The sequence below is a fragment of the Marinoscillum sp. HNIBRBA16962 genome (genome assembly GCF_057801515.1).
In genome coordinates this window covers 5,444,691-5,464,463 of record NZ_CM173603.1, presented here as the reverse complement: position 1 = coordinate 5,464,463, position 19,773 = coordinate 5,444,691, and the positions used below count along the sequence as shown (strand labels likewise).

Annotated in this window: 10 protein-coding genes; 9 read left to right on the top strand and 1 reads right to left on the bottom strand. The window is 44.5% G+C overall.

All coding sequences use genetic code 11. The features are described from left to right. The first annotated feature begins 154 nt into the window (after positions 1-154). Positions 155-2,071 (top strand): RICIN domain-containing protein, encoded by a 1,917-nt coding sequence (locus AC3E9V_RS22660; RefSeq protein ID WP_488750453.1) that lies wholly within the window; start codon positions 155-157, stop codon positions 2,069-2,071. Positions 2,072-2,343: 272 nt separating this feature from the next. Here the strand turns inward: AC3E9V_RS22660 and AC3E9V_RS22655 are convergent, their stop codons facing one another. Continuing rightward, on the bottom strand, positions 2,344-3,402 hold the full coding sequence (locus tag AC3E9V_RS22655; protein ID WP_488750452.1) for an alpha/beta hydrolase: 1,059 nt from the start codon (positions 3,400-3,402) through the stop codon (positions 2,344-2,346). 377 nt (positions 3,403-3,779) lie between these two features. On the opposite strand from AC3E9V_RS22655, the gene AC3E9V_RS22650 reads away from it, so the two are divergent. The 8 genes from AC3E9V_RS22650 to AC3E9V_RS22615 all read left to right on the top strand — a co-directional run bounded on the left by AC3E9V_RS22650 (position 3,780) and on the right by AC3E9V_RS22615 (position 19,765). Then, on the top strand, positions 3,780-6,878 hold the full coding sequence (locus AC3E9V_RS22650) for a SusC/RagA family TonB-linked outer membrane protein (RefSeq protein ID WP_488750451.1): 3,099 nt from the start codon (positions 3,780-3,782) through the stop codon (positions 6,876-6,878). A gap of 9 nt (positions 6,879-6,887) precedes the next feature. After that, complete coding sequence (locus tag AC3E9V_RS22645; protein ID WP_488750450.1) at positions 6,888-8,402, top strand: RagB/SusD family nutrient uptake outer membrane protein; 1,515 nt, start codon at positions 6,888-6,890, stop codon at positions 8,400-8,402. 66 nt (positions 8,403-8,468) lie between these two features. Then, on the top strand, positions 8,469-10,223 hold the full coding sequence (locus tag AC3E9V_RS22640) for a SusE domain-containing protein (RefSeq protein ID WP_488750449.1): 1,755 nt from the start codon (positions 8,469-8,471) through the stop codon (positions 10,221-10,223). An 86-nt stretch (positions 10,224-10,309) separates the two neighbouring features. Further along, a complete protein-coding gene (locus AC3E9V_RS22635) occupies positions 10,310-11,530 on the top strand; it encodes a glycoside hydrolase family 53 protein (protein WP_488750448.1) in 1,221 nt (406 codons plus the stop codon). 1 nt (position 11,531) lies between these two features. Continuing rightward, complete coding sequence (gene galA, locus AC3E9V_RS22630; RefSeq protein WP_488750447.1) at positions 11,532-13,979, top strand: beta-galactosidase GalA; 2,448 nt, start codon at positions 11,532-11,534, stop codon at positions 13,977-13,979. A gap of 2 nt (positions 13,980-13,981) precedes the next feature. After that, positions 13,982-16,546: a cellulase family glycosylhydrolase gene (locus AC3E9V_RS22625; protein WP_488750446.1), complete on the top strand. Its 2,565-nt coding sequence runs from the start codon at positions 13,982-13,984 to the stop codon at positions 16,544-16,546. A 59-nt stretch (positions 16,547-16,605) separates the two neighbouring features. After that, positions 16,606-18,639 (top strand): glycosyl hydrolase 53 family protein, encoded by a 2,034-nt coding sequence (locus AC3E9V_RS22620; protein ID WP_488750445.1) that lies wholly within the window; start codon positions 16,606-16,608, stop codon positions 18,637-18,639. A gap of 148 nt (positions 18,640-18,787) precedes the next feature. After that, positions 18,788-19,765, top strand: coding sequence for an alpha/beta fold hydrolase (locus tag AC3E9V_RS22615; RefSeq protein ID WP_488750444.1), 978 nt, complete (start codon positions 18,788-18,790; stop codon positions 19,763-19,765). Positions 19,766-19,773 lie beyond the last annotated feature (8 nt).

The window sequence follows — 19,773 nt, the reverse complement described above, 5'->3', positions numbered from 1 at the left end:
ATGAAATAAGAATTTTATAACGGTATGTGCCAAAAGTGTTGCTTTGAGTAAGATAGTTGCTGCCTTTCGAAAAGTGGATATTATACTTTAGACAAAGTGGGAAGTCACCAAACTCCCAGGGTTATTAATTAATTATTAACATAAATTCCTAATCATGAGAAAATTCTATTATATTTTAATGCTGACCATAGGGTTTGTATTAGTGAACGATGCTTATGCTTATGAGCATGAGGTATGGGAATCCGGTGGTAGATATTACTGGAAAACCTTTGATGTGGAGCGTGGTAGCTCAACCGATATGGCGGTAGCCATTGAAGGAGCTATGGGATCCGGAAACCGCGATATTCATATTATAACAAGTGGTACAATATACTCCACCATAGACGTTCAGGCTGATGGCGTAAGGTTGCACTGCCATGGCAATACTATTACCGGTAACTTTTCTGGTTCTGGTATTTTAAATAATGGCCATAATGGGTTTGAGATCCACGATTTAACACTTAGAAACATTACGAATGGCTATGGTATTCGCTGTAGTGCAGCCAGTAACCTAAGCTTTACAAATGTCAGCACAATTGACATTGCCTGGATTGGTATACGCGTCGACAGTAGGAATAGTAATCCATGGAATTACACAATCTATAATCTTTATATGAGGGATATTTACGTTGAAAATACCGGGTCTCACGGTATTGAGACTTATAGCATTGACGGTGTAACCATGGAAGGTACTATGACTGCCCGAAACTGTGGTGGTTGTGGCGTATTGCTTAACCAATCTCATAACGGGACTATTGAAACTGTAGATGCATATAACTGTGACTGGGGCGGCGGTTATGCAGGTTTGCGTTTTGCAAACGGATGTAGCGACATTACTGCTGAAACACTTTATGCAGATCGTTGTGGCAGGGGATTTTTCATCGTTCAATCAGGACCTACTGTAAATTGCCATTTGAACTATGCAGAAATTCGTGAATGTTCTGATATTGGTATTTGGATAGAAAACGGAACAAACTGCAGCGTTGAGTCAGGTTGTAGTGAATCAGGCGTATCGGTTTCCGGTTCCGGAAGCTATGCAAATGTAACCTCTAATTGTAGTAGCACATGCAACCCAACATCAATTACGCCCTATGTGCAGGTGAATGGCGGATCGTGGCAAGAAACCACCAGCGTTACCATAAACTCCGGTGATGAAGTTAGATTTGGCCCACAGCCGGTTTCAGGCGGCTCATGGTCATGGTCAGGCTGCGGAACTTCGGGTTCGTCGCGTGAGCAGACTGTTTATCCGACCAGCTCATGTACAGCAACAGCTACTTACTGGAATGATTGCGGAGCTGAGAGCAGCCAATCCTTTACCATTAACGTTTCCGGAGGCGAAGGATCTTATGTCCAGTTCCAAAATCGCGGAACAGGATTGCGTCTCGACGGTTTGGGCCGTACCACTAATGGAGACGCCTGCGGTCAGTACGCCAACACCAATCACGAAAACTCACACTGGGAGCTGGTGGATGTTGGAAGCGGATACTATCAATTGCAGAACCGCGGAACGGGACTATACCTTGATGGCATGGGCCGCACCACTAATGGGGCTGATTGCGGGCAGTGGGCCAACACCACACACCAAAACTCGCACTGGTCCATACAGCAGTATGACGGAAGCTACTACAGGATCCAAAACCGTGCTACAGGATTGTACCTTGACGGACTGGGCCACACTGGTAATGGAGATCCGGTAGGACAGTGGGCCAACACCACCAGTCAGAATGCGCAATGGCAGATGATCAGCGTGGGCTCAGGATCCCGTGAGGTCGACGAAGTTGCAGAAGCTTTAGACGAACCGGAAACGATCCTGTTCTATCCAAACCCCATGAGCGAGGTACTCAATATACGTCTTGAGAATCATGAACCAGCTCAGGCACGGATCTTCGATGTATCCGGGCAGCTTATAAAGAGTGAACATCTGACAGAAGTGAATAATAAGGTTAATGTGGAAGAGTTATCCGGTGGGATATACTTCGTGGAAGTAGAAACTGGCTCAGTAATCAACCGGTCTAGGTTGATCAAACGATAGCTCAGTATTTGCGGGTTTTTGACTCCTGTCTGTCAAAGAAGTTGTCTCAAAAGGTAAAGAGGCGACTTCTTTTCAGGATAAACTTTCAACGACCATGATCTACAATAAAAACTTCATTTGAGCTTTAGAATCGATTAATGATTCTCTGAATCAGCTGTAAAAATGTCCGCTTAATACTCCTTTAGGTGGACATTTTTTATGGTTTCTGAGGCTTCGGAGCTGCCATTGTCTGTGTGCGGAGATGGTGAGATGATGCAATCGCTCCATCTATTCTATTCAAAGACCAGATGCTCACCGAAAAATGTTAGTACTTTGGTCTCTATTCGTTCGGCTATCCTGTTGAGATGATCACCATTGTATTCTTCATAGAAATGTTTGATACCATAATTGTCGAGCATGTCGTCCAGTATTTTTATGCTTTGCGCAATGCCTCTGTCGTCAGCCCCGGCATCAAATGCGATGGCGTTGAGTTTTTTGATGTTAAAAATATGCTGATCGAGGGTTGTGAGCGGACGGTTTGCATGCCACTTGGCCAAAACCAACGGTTGTCTTTCGCCATCTTTATAGGGCAGGTCCAGGTAAAAAGGGGGATTGGTTGGGTTTGGCGACCATGCCGCTGCGGAGGCAAACGTAGCTTTGACAAAGAAGTTTGCCTGCGTCAGGTCTTCAAAGTCTTTAACGGCGTCTAGTGTTGCCTGAAAAGCTGAATCCTGCAATGCGCCGGGTCCTGGGTCCAGGCAGCACGGGCTGAGCAGGTAAATACTGCTAAAAACATCGGGGTACTTCTGCCCGATACGTAGAGCGCCATAACCGCCCATTGAATGGCCGGAGAGGCCTCTGCTTTCCGCTTTAGGTATGGTTCTGTAATGCTCGTCTATGTAAGCCACCAGTTCCTTTGCAACGAATTCTTCCCAGTTTCCGATCGTGATGGAGTTGGAATACATGCTGCCATGAAAGCGGTTATACGCGTTAGGTGTTACCAGGATCATTTTTTTCACTTCCTCATTTTCGTAGGCTTTATTCAATACCTCCGGCATACTCATCCAGTGTGGTTCAAGGCCAAACACTTTAGCGTCGTTATCGGTGTAGCCATGTAAAAAATAAACGACAGGAAATCGCTGGTTCGGGTTTTCATGATAGCCCGGCGGCAGGTAAACAGAGATATCTCTATCCGGCGAATCTCCCGCAAGATTGCCTTCCAGCGATTTACCGTAAACTTTGATCCTTTCGGTTGTTCCTTTACCGGTGTGCTGTCCCTGAACTGTTGGCATGAAATAACAGCCCCAAACGATAATTCCCATGGTGGCGAACAAAAAAAACCGTCTGTTCATAACTGTTTAACTTTTTTGATTTCTAAAAATATTGAATCCTTTGGTGGATGCAAAGCTGTCTCAGCAGGAATAGTAAAACATCAAACTTGATCAAACAATAATACCAACCGTCCAAAACTCAGATTTGAAGAGTCAGCTATAAGGAGAAAGTGTCTATGTTTCTTATATCAGGGGTCCATTTCCTCCATTGGTAAATTTTGAAAATTACCCGTATCTCTGATTTGCTGTTTAAGGGATTTTCACCCTTAATCACTCAAAAACGAGGATTTTCTAAAGAATGTAATAAAAGTACTGCTTTGTGTAAGATAGTTGCTGCCCTCCGAAAAGCGGATATCCTACATTCGTCAATACTAATTCAACAACAAAAATGTGGATCTATGAAGAAGAACTTTTTACTAATCATTTTTGGTATCTTTAGCTCTGTTGCACTAAGTGCGCAGCAAAGAGTTACCGGAACAGTGACCTCTTCGGAGGGTGATGAGAATTTACCAGGTGTCAGTATCCTGGAAAAAGGTACAAGTAACGGAACCATTACGGATGTAAACGGGGAGTATTCCCTGGAAGTATCTGATGGTGCCACACTCGTGTACAGTTTCATTGGGCATATCTCTCAAGAAGTGCCGGTAAACAATCGCTCGGTCATTGATGTCACCCTGGAGGTTGATATCTCAGAGTTGGAGGAAGTAGTTGTCATGGGCTACGGAACCATGCGAAGGGAGGATATTTCCGGTGCTGTTTCCTCGGTTAAAACCAAGGAACTTCCGCAAGTGGCCAATACCTCAATCAACCACTTATTGCAAGGACGAGCGCCCGGATTGAATATCACGCAAAGGAGCGCGCAACCTGGAGGTGGAATGAATATCAATATTCGAGGAGCCATTTCTCAACAAGGAAATAATGCTCCTTTGTATGTGATTGATGGAGTTCCATTATTTAATAATGGTCAACCGGAACCCGGACTTTCCGACGGGCAACTAGGATTTGACGGTGGGGTAGACAGAAACCCATTAAATACTATTAACCCTTCAGATATTGAATCCATTGACATATTGAAAGATGCCAGCGCAACTGCTATATACGGAGCATCTGCAGCCAATGGAGTAGTATTAATTACTACTAAAAGGGGTGATGAAGGTCCTATGCGCATCGAATATCGAGGTAGCTATACCCACCAGGATCCAAGGGAATATATTGAGTTATTCGGGCCCAAGGAATTTATGCAGCAGCATAACAGACTAGCCCATGACCAATACCTGTTTGCTAATGAGTTAGCGCCTTATGGCACGGCAGATCCTTCATCTGTGTCGCCATTCAACCCTACTTTTTCAACTTTTGATATTCAAAATGTAGGAGAAGGAACAGATTGGCTTGACCTGTTGATGCGGAATGGCCAAATCCATGAGCACAATGTTTCAATCTCAGGAGGAAACCAAAACACCAAAATTTATACCGCCTTTAATTACTATGACAATAAGGCGGTTCTGGAGAACTCAGATTTCCAGAGATATACCGGCCGGTTAAATGTAGACCAAAAGCTGGGTGATCGGATTAATTTGGGGGTTAATATGACAGCCAGTCAGATCAATAGTACGAATGTTTCGACAGGTAATAACTCTGGAGGAGTGGAAAAATACAACATGTTACAGGCTGCATACTCATTTTCTCCTACTAAGGAAATATATGAGGAAGATGGCACATTCACAAAGTCTTTTGATCCATTGATTATGAATCCGGCTGCCTTTCTTATCATGGATGATGAACTGACCACTTCACGACTCTTCGTGGCTCCTAAGGTGGAGGTAAAAATCCTGGAGAGTCTGAAGTTGAGTTTGGTAGGTGGTTTAGACCAACAGAATTCACAACGTGGATTTTATCTTCCGAAAGCAGCAGAAAATGCACAGTATCCAAATGGATCAGCTCAGAAAAGCAATGCCAACACGGCAAACTATAGCTCTGAGGCTTACCTAACATTTGATAAGAAAATTGGAGGTCTTAACATGAATGTAGTCGCAGGTGCAGGACTCTATAAAACTACCTCATCGGGCTTCAATGTAGAGGCAGTCAATTTTTTTACAGATGCCTTTGAGGATGACAATATTGGTGCGGCGGAAGCCAAGGAACTTAGCTCCTTCGGTTCATGGAAGTCCGAAAGAGTCAGGCAGTCATTGTTTTCCCGAGTTAATTTAAACTATCAGGATAGGTATATTGTAACACTGACAGGTAGATATGATGGAGATTCACAATTTGCAGCAAATAAGAAGGCAGGCTTTTTTCCTGGGCTTTCAGCAGCCTGGAGGATTAGTGAGGAAGAATTTATGAGTGGCGCTGCCATAATTTCTAATTTAAAACTACGGGCAGGTATAGGTCAGACCGGTAATCCAATCAATACCGGGAGTTGGCTTGCTCTGTATCGTCCAGCTTTCAGTTTTCCGATTGGCAGTGGTGTTATACCAGGAGTGGCGCAGACTCAGCTCAGCAACCCCAACTTAAGTTGGGAAACAAACGAGACGATCAATTTAGGGTTGGATGTTGAATTTTTTGAGGGGAGAATATCCGCGACCGCTGAAGTGTATCAAAGAACAGCAAAAGATCTGCTCGACTGGGATCGACTTCCTTCAAGTAATGAAATTACCAGGAAAAGAGCGAATATTGGTTCAACTAGGAGCCAGGGAGTTGAGTTCACATTAAATACAGTTAACATTGAAGCACCCCTTACCTGGACAACTACATTGACAGGAACGACTTATCAGAGTTACTGGGTAGAGAGAAATTTGGCTACAGAACTGCCACAATGGGTAAAAGAGAATGACCCTTTAACTGCAATCTATGGATGGGAAACTGATGGCATCATACAGAGCGCTGAAGATATTCCCGATCATATGCCAGATGCTAATCCAGGCAAAATTCGATATGTAGATCAAAATGGTGACGGGGAATTAAATGCTGATGATGTGGTTCTATTAGGTCAGTGGGATCCTACATGGAATATTGGATTGGCTAATACTTTTCGATACAAGAATTTCGATTTAAATGTATTTTTCAATGCCTTTTTAGGAAATATGGCATCCACAAATTCAATTGGAAGAGGCTATGATCCAAATGTTCCTGGCGGACGTTTGTCAATTCAAAACATGCAGAATGTGCCTATCGATGTTCGTGACGTTTGGACGGCAGATAATCCTGATGGAACCTTACCAGGAATAGCAAATGATCCTTATGGTGGGAACAACCCATCTGGAAGACACGATTTCTCCTTACAAAGAGCGGATTTTGTACGCCTGAGAAATATTACACTTGGTTATTCGCTTTCCAACAATATATTGAATAATTCATTTATTCGTTCGGTGAGGATATTCGTGGATGCCCAAAACCTTGCCACTTTTACAAAATTTGAAGGTTTTGATCCTGAGTTTAGCGAGACCAACCCTTATCCTCAGGCAGTTTCAACCACAGTAGGTGTAAATGTTGGATTTTAAACGAAAGAAATGATGAATTTACTAATCAATAAAAGACTAAAAGGAATAATTGCAAGTTCAATCTTGGTTATTATTCTTGTGATGACGTTCTCAGCGTGTGAAGACGCTTTAGAGACTAAGGTTTACTCCGATATTACTCCGGATAACTTTTTCCAAAGTGAATCTGATTTTAATGCCGCAGTAATCAGTTTATACGCTCCTTTTGGAACGGACTGGGGGCAAACTGACGTGGGAAACGGATCCTGGTATAACAATCTGTACAATGCCAATGTGGCTTCATATTTTATACGTGGAGAAGCAATTACGGATGAAATGGAGCTTACCTGGGTAAATGATCTTAACCAGTTTAACTGGGGGGCTTCTACTTTTGGGAATGACGGTGTATACGCCAAGATCCGGTTTGTGGCCCGGGCTACCTCTACTATCCAAAATATGGAGGCATCCACTGGAGTACCAGAGGCTATCAAAAATGAGTACATCGCCCAGGCTAAGATGTTGCGAGGATGGATGATGTATATTTTGTATGATTTTTATGGACCGGTTAATGCCAAGTGGGACCCTGAGACGCTGACAGATTCCGAAGTAACTCCCCGTCCTACAGAAGAAGCGTATTTAGCTCAGATCGAGAAAGATCTGACAGAAGCTCTTCCTGTTCTTGATGATCGATATAATGGTGATGCAGATAACTGGGGCAGAGGCTCAAAGGGACTGGTAAGAATGCTATTGCTAAAGTTTTATATGCATACAAAGCAATGGGATGATGCCGAGACGGTAGCCCGGGAGATCATGAGTATGGGTTATTCCCTGATGGATAATTATGAGGATGTTTTTACACAGGAAAGAAACAATGAGATTATCTATGCCATTGACTGCCAGATAGCTGCAGGTGCCAGAAACTGGTACCCTCAGCATTTGTTCCCTGGGAATTTTGCAGAATCCTCCATTATTAACCGGGGTCCAGGATGGTATTCTTTTAGAATGCCCTGGGAGTTTTACGACACGTTTGATCCAAGTGATGAAAGAAGAAGCACTATTATAGCAAGCTACACCAATGCTAATGGAGATGAAGTTAACAGAGATTCAGGGTTTGAGGGGCCAATCCCACTGAAGTACGTGGGTATAAGTGGACCTGGTCCTGAATATGCTGCTGATTGGGTTATTTACAGATATGCAGATGTGTTATTGTCACTAGCCGAAATAATCAATGAAATAAATGGTGGCCCTACGAGTGAGGCTTATGAACTGGTAGGTCAGGTGAGGGAACGTGCAGGATTAGGCAACTTTACTGCCGGGATGTCACAGGATCAGTTTCGCGATGCATTGCTGGAAGAAAGAGGCCGGGAGTTGTATGCCGAAGGTGTGAGAAGACAGGACCTGATCAGACATGGCAAATTCATAGAATATGCCCAGGAAAGAGGAGAAGAATTAGCTGAATCGCACAATGTACTTTTTCCGATTCCAAATGATATTATTCTCGAAGGTGGCGGAGAAGGTGGTATAGTTGCTCAAAATCCTGGTTACTAGGAAAGAAGAATGGAAAGACAGCTCTTCATTCTGAGCTGTGATGTCTATCAACAAAACTTTAAGAAAATGAAAAATTGGATAAATAATATACTATTGGTCATGTTTGGCTTGATCGTCTTTACTGCATGTACAGTAGACGAGCCTGAAGGACCAGATGGAGGTGAAGCGCCTGCCTTTGGCGAATTGAGCCATGATATTACTGCTAGTGAGATCACTCTGGACCAGGAAAATGATTCTTCAGTATTTGTGAATCTGTCTTGGTCAGCCGTAGACTTTGGTACTACGGGTCCGGTGAAGTACACGATTGAATTAGCATATGCAGGAGAAGAATTTCGGACGGCTGTAGGTATCGTTACCAAAGAGGATATTACATCTTATGCTGTACTGGTAGCAGAAGTCAATGCAGCTATGATAAGCCTGGGAGTAAAGCCGGAAGAAAGTGCAGATGTGGAGATCAGAGTGAGAGCATGGGTTGATTTTTTGACTGATCCATCTCTCTCTGAACCTATTGCTGTTACCCTGACGCCTTACTTACTTACTTACCCTTCCCGCTATGTGGTTGGGGATGGCCAAGGTTGGGATATAGGAAATCCAGATACTTTATATAGTTATGCGCCTGGTATTTATGAGGGAATAGTTAGGCTATCATCAAATGGTAATTTTAGATTCTTCGCTGAGCCGGATTGGGAAGCCGAACAATGGGGCTTCGACACTTTTGCAACAGGATCTATCCCTGAGGAGTTTACTGATGCCGGAGACGGTGATTCAAACTTCAAGTTTGTCGGTATTACTGCTGAGTATAAAGTGATAGTTAACTTTAATACTCAGACAATCACACTCGAACCTCTGGGTCCTCCGCCACCACCATCAGAAATGTTTCTGGTAACACCTTCCGTTGTAGAATTTGATCTGGTGCCTGAACTGGCTGCTACAGCCGAGGGGGGCACCGAGTATCAAGGAGTAGTGATGCTGGAAAAGAATACTAAATTCCGGATTTTTGATGCCAAAGAATGGAACGCCGGTAAATTGGATTGGACCTTTTTTGAGGGAAGTGAAGTAGACGCCCGCCTGATGAATTCGGGAGATGAGCTGTCAAATATCCTGTATACTGGCGAAACCGGCTGGTTTATTATGACTGTGTCGGTAGACGATGCTTCCATTACCCTGGAAGAAACGGCTGAACCTTCGCAATCGCTCTTCATTGTAGGAGACGGATATGTAGGAGAATGGGATCTCGCTCAGGCATTAAGTTTAAATAGCTTGGGGAGTAATAAATTTGAGGCCATTGGAACATTTCAGCCTGGTTCGTTCAGGTTCTTTGCTGAAGCGGACTGGACCGCTGATCAGTATGGCTACAATTTCTTTGCCGATGGTAGTATTGATTCGGAACTGGAAGATGGAGGTGGAGGCGATTCCAACTTCTCTTTTGTAGGAGAAGCAGGAGTTTACAAAATTACCGTCTCACTGGCTGATAAGACCATCGTGATGGAGCCAGTCGATGCACCAACTCTGCACATTTTAGGAGGTGGTCAAGGATGGGACCCTTCCCAGGCTGTTTCACTTACCTGGATGGAAGGTGGAAAATATGAAGCCACCGTCGACTTGACCAACGGAGAAACATTCCGCTTCTGGGCCAACAACGATCCAGCTGCCTGGGATTGGACTGGAGAGCAATGGGGCTACAATGCTTTCTCCGAAGGATCTGTTGATGCTAATTTTGAAGATGATGGAGGTGGAGATAGCAATTTGGTGTTTACAGGAACTGATGGAACGTATACGGTTCGGGTTGATCTTTATAATTTAGTAGTAGAACTTGAATAATTAACACACATGAGGCGGCCTTGCTTTAAGGCCGCCTTTTCTTTTGTTTTAAAAAGTCACAGTTAATCAGTTTTGGAAGGGTTTGAATGAAATTGTATTTCCGAATAATTAGTCTTGTCATCTTTTCTATCATCATACTTACCTCAGGATGCAATAAACAGACTGATCCAAATCCGTCGGAGGAGGAAGAAAAGGAAGAAGAAACGACAAATGAGGACAGCGCCTTCTATTTTGGGGCCGACCTGTCTTACGTCAACCAGATACTCGATCACAATGGCGTATATAGAGATGAGGGAGAGGAGAGAGATCCGTACAGGATATTCCACGACCGGGGGACGAACATCGTACGCCTGCGATTGTGGCACAATCCGCAGTGGACAAAAGAAGTGTATGATCCGCCAGGCAATCAGTTTTATAACGACCTCTTTGACGTAGAAAGAGCAATTGAGGCTTCCAAAGCCCAGCAAATGGCCATCCTGCTCGACTTTCACTATTCGGATGTGTGGGCCGATCCCGGCCACCAGGAAATCCCCGCTGCGTGGACGGACATTAAAGATATAGAGGTTTTGAAAGATTCAATATACAACTATACATTCAGTGTGTTGGACTATCTGAACGGCAAAGGATTGATGCCCGAATTTGTCCAACTCGGGAATGAAACGAATTGCGGCATGTTGTACCATGGAGCCGCATCCGACGAATTTCCTGCCCCCAACGGGTGTGATGGCAACTGGAGTTATTTGAGAGGTGTAATTAACAGCGCCATTCAGGCCGTTCGTGATGTGGAAGCGTCGTCCGACGTAGCAACAAAAATCATTCTTCATGTGGCCGACCCTGTAAATGTTCAGTGGTTCTTTGATAATGTAATGGCCGGTGATCTGGTGAAAGATTTTGATATAATAGGGGTTTCATACTATCCTATCTGGCATGATGATATTCCCATTTCCGAACTGGCTGAAAATGTCAAAAACTTCAAGGATAAGTATGAGAAAGACATTATGATCCTTGAGGCAGCATATCCCTGGACTGCAGAGGGAAATGATGATTATGGGAATATTTTCGGAAATCAGACCCCTGTCTCTGGCTATCCCTTTACACATGAAGGGCAACTTCAAATGATGAAGGATATCACTCAGGAGCTGAAAGATGGTGGAGGGATAGGTATTGTATACTGGGAGCCGGCATGGATCACTTCTGACTTAAATGACCTGTGGGGAACCGGCTCTTCATGGGAAAACTGCACCTTGTTTGATTTCGAGGGAAATGCACACCAGGGGTTCGATTTTATGACATATGAATATGATTGAAATGAATAACAACTATAAAAACATTACACTTTACTTCATACTTCTCCTGCTGACACCTTTCTGGGCATGTGCTCAGGAAGGGTCACGGGAACATATTTCTTTAGATAAGGATTGGGCCTTCCATTTCGGTCATGCTGGTGATCCATCCAGAGATTTTAATTTCAAAATAGCTAATATCTTTTCCAAAAGCGGGAAGACCGGTAATACCCCCATCAAATCAGATTTTAATGACAGCACCTGGCGAAAGCTTGATATCCCTCATGATTGGGCCGTAGAGCTGCCTTTTGTGAAGGTGGATAACTTTGATGTGATGGCTCATGGGTATAAGCCCGTTGGAGGTTTGTTTCCTGAAACCAGTATCGGTTGGTACCGAAAGGACTTTGAACTCGCTGAAACTGATTCTGGCAGGCATATTGCCGTCACTTTTGACGGGATCTTCCGGGATGCCATGGTCTGGGTAAATGGGTTTTACCTGGGAAATAACGAGAGTGGTTATATGGGAGTGACCTATGACATCACCAACTATGCCAATTTCGGAGGGGAAAATACCCTGGTTGTGCGAGTGGATGCCACTCAATATGAAGGCTGGTTTTACGAGGGAGCAGGCATCTACCGGCATGTTTGGCTGGAAAAATACCCAAACCTTCACCTGGCTAAGGAAGGTGGCGTTTTTGTTCATTCCAGAGTTGAAGATGATAAAGCCACGATCAATGTTGAATCACTTATCCATAATGAAACTTTAGAGACTACCGAGGGCAATGTGTATGCCTATGTATCTGACCGGAATGGTAAGGAGCTGGGTAGGACTGCACCTAAAAGTCTGCAATTTGGCCTGAATGAAAAGAAGAAAGCTGTCCAAAAAATAACCATTGAAGACCCTCGATTATGGACATTAGATGATCCTTACTTGTACCGACTGACGGTTGTTGTAGAATCAGCAGATGGCACTGTTGATCAGGTCAATGAGCGGTTTGGGGTTCGGACTGTTGAGGTAGATCCAAAAAGAGGTGTTTTGCTGAATGGTGATCCTATAAAGATCCAGGGAGTAAACTGCCACCAGGACCATGCGGGAGTAGGAAGTGCTTTGCCGGATTACCTGCAGTACTACAGGATCAAAAAACTTAAAGAGCTTGGTGTAAATGCCTATCGTGCCAGCCATAACCCACCAACACCTGAGTTGCTGGAAGCTTGCGATAGCCTGGGTATGTTGGTCATGGATGAGACTCGCTTACTCAACACCAGTCCGGAACACATGCAGCAGTTTGAACGCCTGATCAAAAGAGACCGTAACCACCCTTCCATCTTTATGTGGTGTATAGGTAATGAAGAAGGCTGGGTTCAAAAGAATAGCGTAGGTCAGCGGCTGGCGCTCACCATGATGGCTAAGCAAATGGAGCTTGATCCAACAAGGACCAGTACCTATGCTGCTGACATGGCAAATGAGTATACAGGGATCAATACAGTGATACCAATCCGTGGATTCAACTATCGTGAGTTCGGGATGGTGCCTTACCACAATGATCATCCCGATCAGCCGGTAGTAGGTACGGAGATGGGAAGTACAGTTACCACACGTGGGATCTATGAAAAGGACAGTGTCAGGGGCTACGTTCCTGATCAGGATCTCACTCATCCCTGGTGGGCTTCTTTGGCCGAAGATTGGTGGCCGATTGCTGCGGAAAATGATTGGTTGATGGGTGGCTTTATCTGGACTGGCTTTGATTACCGGGGAGAACCTACCCCATTTCGCTGGCCCAATATTAACTCCCACTTCGGGATACTGGATATGTGCGGATTTCCGAAAAACATCTATTACTATTACCAATCGTGGTGGACGGATAAGGATGTACTTCATATTTCCCCGCACTGGAACTGGGGAGGAAAAGAGGGAGAAGAAATGGATGTATGGGTGAACACCAATGCCGATGAGGTTGAGCTTTTTTTAAATGGTGAAAGCCTTGGCAAAAAAACCATGCCGCGCAATAGCCATTTGAAATGGAACGTAACCTATCAGCCCGGTTCACTAAGAGCTGTAGCCAAAAAAGGTAACCGAACATTTGAGAAAGTGGTTGAAACAACCGGTGATCCCCATGAGGTAAAACTAATACCCGATCGTAAGATCATCACTGCAGATGGTAAAGATGCTACAGTCGTCAATGTAGTGGCTCTTGATAAAGAAGGCCGGGAGGTTCCAACAGCGAATAATATGGTCACCTTTGCATTGGAAGGAGATGCAGACATCATTGGTGTGGGGAACGGCGATCCCAGCTCGCACGAGGCAGATAAGGCATGCAAACGATCACTCTTCAACGGCAAATGCCAGATGATCCTCCAGGCAGGAGAACAGGCTGATACGATAACGATCATTGCTACTTCTCCAGGCCTGAAGGAAGGAACGATCACCATTAAAACAGTCAATGGTACCAACACTTTACTAGGGACAAGATGAAAATGAAATATTTTCAACTGATCATGGTGTCAGTCATGCTTGCTGGCTTTTTCAGGGGGCATGCTCAGCTTGTAACTGTTGATGCGAAAGGCGTGATGCGATGGGAAAACACAAATGCCGAGGTACAGGGTTTTGGTGTCAACTATTCGGTCCCTTTTGCACATGCATATCGTTCAGCCAAAAAACTCAATGTGGACCTTGAGCAGGCTATCAAAAATGATGTCTACCATTTTGCCCGACTAGGTTTTGATGCCTACCGGATACATGTGTGGGATACGGAGATCAGTGACACTTTGGGCAACCTTCTTGAGAATGAGCACCTCAAACTTTTTGATTATATGCTGAGTAAGATGAAAGAGCGTGGAATGAAGTTCATTTTAACACCTATCGCATTCTGGGGCAATGGCTGGCCAGAGCCGGATGAGGAAACGCCCGGTTTTTCCAGGAAATATGGAAAGGGAGCCTGCCTGACCAATGAAGACGCCATTAAAGCCCAGGAAAAGTACCTGGCCCGGTTTCTCAACCATGTAAATCCGTATACCGGACTTGCCTATAAGGACGATCCTGATATTGTAGCCTTTGAGGTGAGCAACGAGCCACACCATCGGCAGGAGCCCGATTCTGTCACGCGATACATTAAAAAAATGGTAAGCGCCATGAGAAGTACAGGTTGCGAGAAACCGATTTTCTATAATATCAGTCACAGCATTCATCTGGTTGACACTTATTTTAATGCCGGCATTCAGGGCGGTACTTTCCAATGGTACCCTACCGGCTTAACGTCCCAGAGTGAGCTTCAGGGGAATTTCCTGCCGAACGTAGACGACTACAAAATTCCGTTTGCTAAGAACCCTCAATTTGCCAAAGGAGCAAAAATCGTCTATGAATTTGATGCGGCTGATATAGGCAGGTCATATATCTACCCCGCTATGGCAAGAAGTTTCCGTACTGCAGGCATCCAGTGGGCTACGCATTTTGCTTACGATCCTACTTACCTGGCTTACGCAAATACGGAGTATAATACACACTACATGAACCTTGTGTACACGCCGCAAAAAGCTTTGAGCCTCAAGATTTCCAGCGAGGTGTTTCATAACGTTCCATTGTATAAAGATTATGGAAAGTTTCCTCAAAATACACGTTTTGACGCATTCAGGGTTTCCTATGAGGAGGATCTGGCTGAATTAAATGCTGACAGCAAATTCATTTATACCAATCATACTTCTACTAGGCCTGTTAATGAGAAAAAGCTGGTGGAAATAGCAGGCTATGGGAATTCGCCGGTTGTGATGTACGATGGACAGGGAGCATATTTTCTGGATAAAATTGAGAAAGGAGTATGGAGGTTGGAAGTATTGCCAGATGCACAGGTCGTGAAGGATCCGTACGGGGAAAATAGTCTAAAGAGAAAACTCACCGTGATTGCCAGGAATACCAGAGCTATGACTGTTAACCTTGATGATCTGGGTAAAAACTTTACCATAAAACCTGTGAATGACGGCAATACCTGGAAACCTGAGGTGAATGAAGCGTCATTTTCTATTCGACCCGGTACTTACCTTTTGGTAAAATATGGAGTAAAGACAAAGCTTACAGGGAGTGAGTCATGGAGAAATATTAAGCTGAATGAATATTTTGCTCCTGAATCCAATCTGGAAGAGTCTTATGTCCTGCATAAGTCGGCGGACTATGTAAATGCCGGTCAGCCTTATGTAGTAAAAGCAAAGGTGGTTACAAAAGAAGCTCCAGGCTCTGTGAAGGTACTGGCCTATAAAGGCTGGCGTCCGGTGACCTACGAAATGAAAAAAGGCCACGGCTATGAGTATGTAGCTGAGCTTCCTTTGGAGATAGTGAAAGAAGGATTTTTGAGTTACCATATCATAGTTGAAGAAAAAGAAGGCACTGTAACCTATCCATCCGCAGTACCAGGTACGCCATCAGACTGGGATTTTGATGGGAAGCCTTACTCAGTGAAGGTTTTACGCGTCTCATCTCCACTTTACCTGTACAATGCCCTGGCGGATAATGAGAAGGTATCCAGACGGTGGCAGCCTGCTTCTGCTTTAGTCCCGCTGGCTGGTCCGGGCCAGGGTGAACTTCGATTGGTTGTAGGTGAATTGTTTCGTGCAGATCCTGAAAATCCAGGTGCAGATCCGGTTTACAACTATTCGATGAGGTATTGCTTCAAGGATAAGTTAAACGAGAGAAAAGAAGACCTTAATAAAGCCGAGTACCTCGTGGTGACGGGAAGGTCACTGAAGGACGGAGATGCTACGGTTCAGGTCTCATTGATCACGAAAGATGGCCTTGCCTATGGAGGAAATATCCGACTGGGTCGGGAGCGAGGTGAATGCCGGTTGTCTCTCAATGAACTGAAAGAAACAAAGCTGGTAACCCTGCCAAGACCGTACCCTACCTTTTTACCCTACTACTTTGATCGGGCTGAAGGGGGAACATTTGATATTTCCGATATAGAAACCCTGCAGATTTCCATTGGGCCTGGCCTGGCGGAGAAAGAAAGGAAAGAGAAACAGGCAGTCGCCATCGAAAGTGTGAGGTTGGAATGAATGATAAAAACGACTATGGACCTGGAATCAGGAAAAATAGCGCGTAACCCACAAGAAATATGAATAGTAAAATTTTAATATGCACTTTATTGGTAATTATCAGTGCAAAATCCTTATATGCGCAAATATTAGCAGATACCATTTTTGACAGGCAGGCAGAGACTGAATTTGCTTTTGGTGCCGATGCCAGTTGGCTGTCCATAATGGAAGATATGGGAAACATATTCAGAGATGATTCAGGTGTTCAAAAAGACGGTATGGTCATCTTAAAAGAGCAGGGGATCAACGCACTACGCTTCAGGATATGGGTAGATCCGGAGGGCGGATGGCATGGAAAGGACGATGTTGTTTATTTGTCCAAAAGGGCTAACGATCTGGGCTTGAAGGTCATGATAAACTTTCATTACAGCGATTCCTGGGCTGATCCCGGCAAACAATATAAACCGGCGGCATGGGAAGATCATACGTTTGAAGAGCTCTTGGATGATGTTTACAATCATACCTATGAAATCCTGGATACCCTTAAGAAAACGGGGATTATCCCCGCTTGGGTACAAGTAGGCAACGAAACCAGAAGGGGCATGCTATGGCCTGATGGACACACAGATAATGGTTTTAGTAATTTCACGCAGTTGATTAATAAAGGTTATGATGCGGTGAAGGCTATCGACAGTAGCATTATGGTTGTTAACCATCTGGATAATGGACATGATAATAGTCTGTACAGGTGGATGCATGACGGATTAAATAGTAATGGGGCAAAATATGATATCATTGGTATGTCTGCATACCCCCGTTGGTCAAATTTAGACGGGCCGACATTGATCTCACGTGTTATTTCCAACCTGAACGATATGAAATCCAGGTATAACAAAGAAGTGATGGTGGTTGAATCCGGACATTATTGGCATGAACCATATGTTGCCAACAATTATTTAGTAGAATTAATGAAAGCCCTGATAGATGAAGGAGGCACAGGCAATTTTTACTGGGAACCTCAATATTATGGTGGCTGGTACGAGATGGGGGCATGGGATCCTGAAACACAGCAGCCAACATTGGCAATGGATGCTTTTCAGGGGATTAAACATACGGATCCTGCTACTTTGATGCAGATATCCCTTGATGAGCCTGCTGCAGGAGAAACATTTACAAAAGATCAGAATATTACGATTACAGCCAATGCGTCCCATTCGACCGGAACAATAACGAAAGTAACTTTTTACGTAAATGATAAGCCTGTCATTGAACTAACAGAAGAACCGTACTCCTATGAGTTGACAAACCCAGGTGTAGGAAATTACAGCATTTATGCTTCGGCTACAGATAATAATGGATATGTTGTTGATTCCGAAGAGGTTACAATTGAGATTGGTATAGTTTCTATTTTCCAGGAGAATGCTGATGGATATTGTGGCATTAGTGATAATGCAGGAACCATAGATGCCAATCACGCGGATTATACCGGAGAGGGGTTTATTAACACTGACAATGAAAGTGAAATTACGGTTAACTGGACAGTAAACTTTATTGAACCAGGCGAGTACAGTATCCAATTTCGTTATGCTGGCGCCTCAACACGTCCGGGCGAAGTAACAGTAAGAGGAGAACCTATTGGTACGGTTCCTTTTCCGTCTACAGGATCCTGGAGTAGCTGGGATTTTTCATCGGTAAATTATTCTGCGACTGAGGCGGGTGTTGCGCCTGTATCGCTTACAGCTACTGTAGCAGAAGGGCTACCTAATATCGACTATTTGAGCATTAGATCTCTGGGTGATGAGGCTAAAGCAGAAGCTTCAGCAGAGTGTATTGATCAGCCGGGCGTATCTATCCTGGTGGTTGAGGATGAAGCTTATAACAGCCTTAAAATTTATCCGGTGCCCGTGCAGCATGTCATACAGGTCGAATCATCATCTGAAAACCTTGATGCTATCAGCATTTACAGACTGGACGGCACCCTGGTAAAATCGATTCGGGATTTAGATAACAAGACTATTGAAATTCCTTGTACAAACCTGGCAACCGGAATTTACATTATGCGAATAGAACTGGGTAAAGAGCCTTATTCCAGGAAGTTTCATATTGTTGACTAACTATCTGATAATCAATACTTAATTTTAAGTAGGTCAGTATAAGAAGGAGCGGTTTAAAACGTGCGAAAGCCGGTACTAATGAATTGAAGCAAAGACTATATATTTGACGTAACGTTCTTTAGGGCAAAAATTGTTAAAGTAAAATTCTATGAAAACGAGAAGAAAAATTCATACCTGTTTGCTGATGATGGCTTTGCTTATCCTGTCGGCAATGGAAGTTGATGCTCAGCCGCCTGGCATTCCCAATGGTTGGTCAGATGGTTATGTCTACGCAAACGGAATTCGCATACACTATTACCATGCCGTTCCGGCACCGGAAAAACCAGTTATTGTAATGGTCCATGGAGTTACGGATATCGGACTTAGCTGGACCACGCTCACCTGGGAGCTACAGGACGCATACGACATATACATGGTCGATGCCCGGGGGCATGGCCTGTCTGACCCATTCACCCCTTCGGATGATGGCAACACCCTGGTGAAAGACGTGGTAGAATTTGTGGATGCGATGAACTTTGAGAAGCCTATCCTGATGGGGCATTCTATGGGTGCTGCTACGGTGATGCGGATAGGAGCGGAGTATCCGGAACTGGCACAAGCCATCATTATGCTGGATCCCGGTCTGGGACCAAGGCCTCCTCGCAGACGTGATGCCGACGAGCGTAAAGAAGAGAAAAATGGTGAAGGAAGTAGAACGAAGCAAAACACAAAACCGGACCGCCTTTCTGTGAGTATGCGTGGAACTCCCGAAACGCTGGTAGCGCAGAACAACTACAGCTTCGATGACCTGGTAGCGACCTGTCACCGAAACACTCCTAAGTGGGATTCGGTGGATTGCCAGTACTGGGCGCTCTCCAAAAAACAATATCACGGCGCTTATTCAGATGAAACATGGCAGTCCATGTCGGGAACGATGAGAACCGGCGAATCATTGGCGAAGATTCCCGTACCCGCACTTATCCTCAAAGCTGACGCCTCGCCCGAGCAGCGCATAGTCCACGAGGAGGCAGTCAGTGTGATGCAAAAAGGCCAACTCGTACACATAGATGGCGCCGGGCACAATCTGCATCATGACGAATTAGAGCGTACCGTGGAAGTATTGACGGATTTTCTGTCGACGCTGTAGTAGCCAAA

Bases quoted from the DNA above. Each gene is read 5' to 3' on its own strand.
- AC3E9V_RS22660 (WP_488750453.1), top strand. From the start codon at position 155: ATGAGAAAATTCTATTATATTTTAATGCTGACCATAGGGTTTGTATTA.
- AC3E9V_RS22655 (WP_488750452.1), bottom strand. From the start codon at position 3,402: ATGAACAGACGGTTTTTTTTGTTCGCCACCATGGGAATTATCGTTTGG.
- AC3E9V_RS22650 (WP_488750451.1), top strand. From the start codon at position 3,780: ATGAAGAAGAACTTTTTACTAATCATTTTTGGTATCTTTAGCTCTGTT.
- AC3E9V_RS22645 (WP_488750450.1), top strand. From the start codon at position 6,888: ATGATGAATTTACTAATCAATAAAAGACTAAAAGGAATAATTGCAAGT.
- AC3E9V_RS22640 (WP_488750449.1), top strand. From the start codon at position 8,469: ATGAAAAATTGGATAAATAATATACTATTGGTCATGTTTGGCTTGATC.
- AC3E9V_RS22635 (WP_488750448.1), top strand. From the start codon at position 10,310: ATGAAATTGTATTTCCGAATAATTAGTCTTGTCATCTTTTCTATCATC.
- galA (WP_488750447.1), top strand. From the start codon at position 11,532: ATGAATAACAACTATAAAAACATTACACTTTACTTCATACTTCTCCTG.
- AC3E9V_RS22625 (WP_488750446.1), top strand. From the start codon at position 13,982: ATGAAATATTTTCAACTGATCATGGTGTCAGTCATGCTTGCTGGCTTT.
- AC3E9V_RS22620 (WP_488750445.1), top strand. From the start codon at position 16,606: ATGAATAGTAAAATTTTAATATGCACTTTATTGGTAATTATCAGTGCA.
- AC3E9V_RS22615 (WP_488750444.1), top strand. From the start codon at position 18,788: ATGAAAACGAGAAGAAAAATTCATACCTGTTTGCTGATGATGGCTTTG.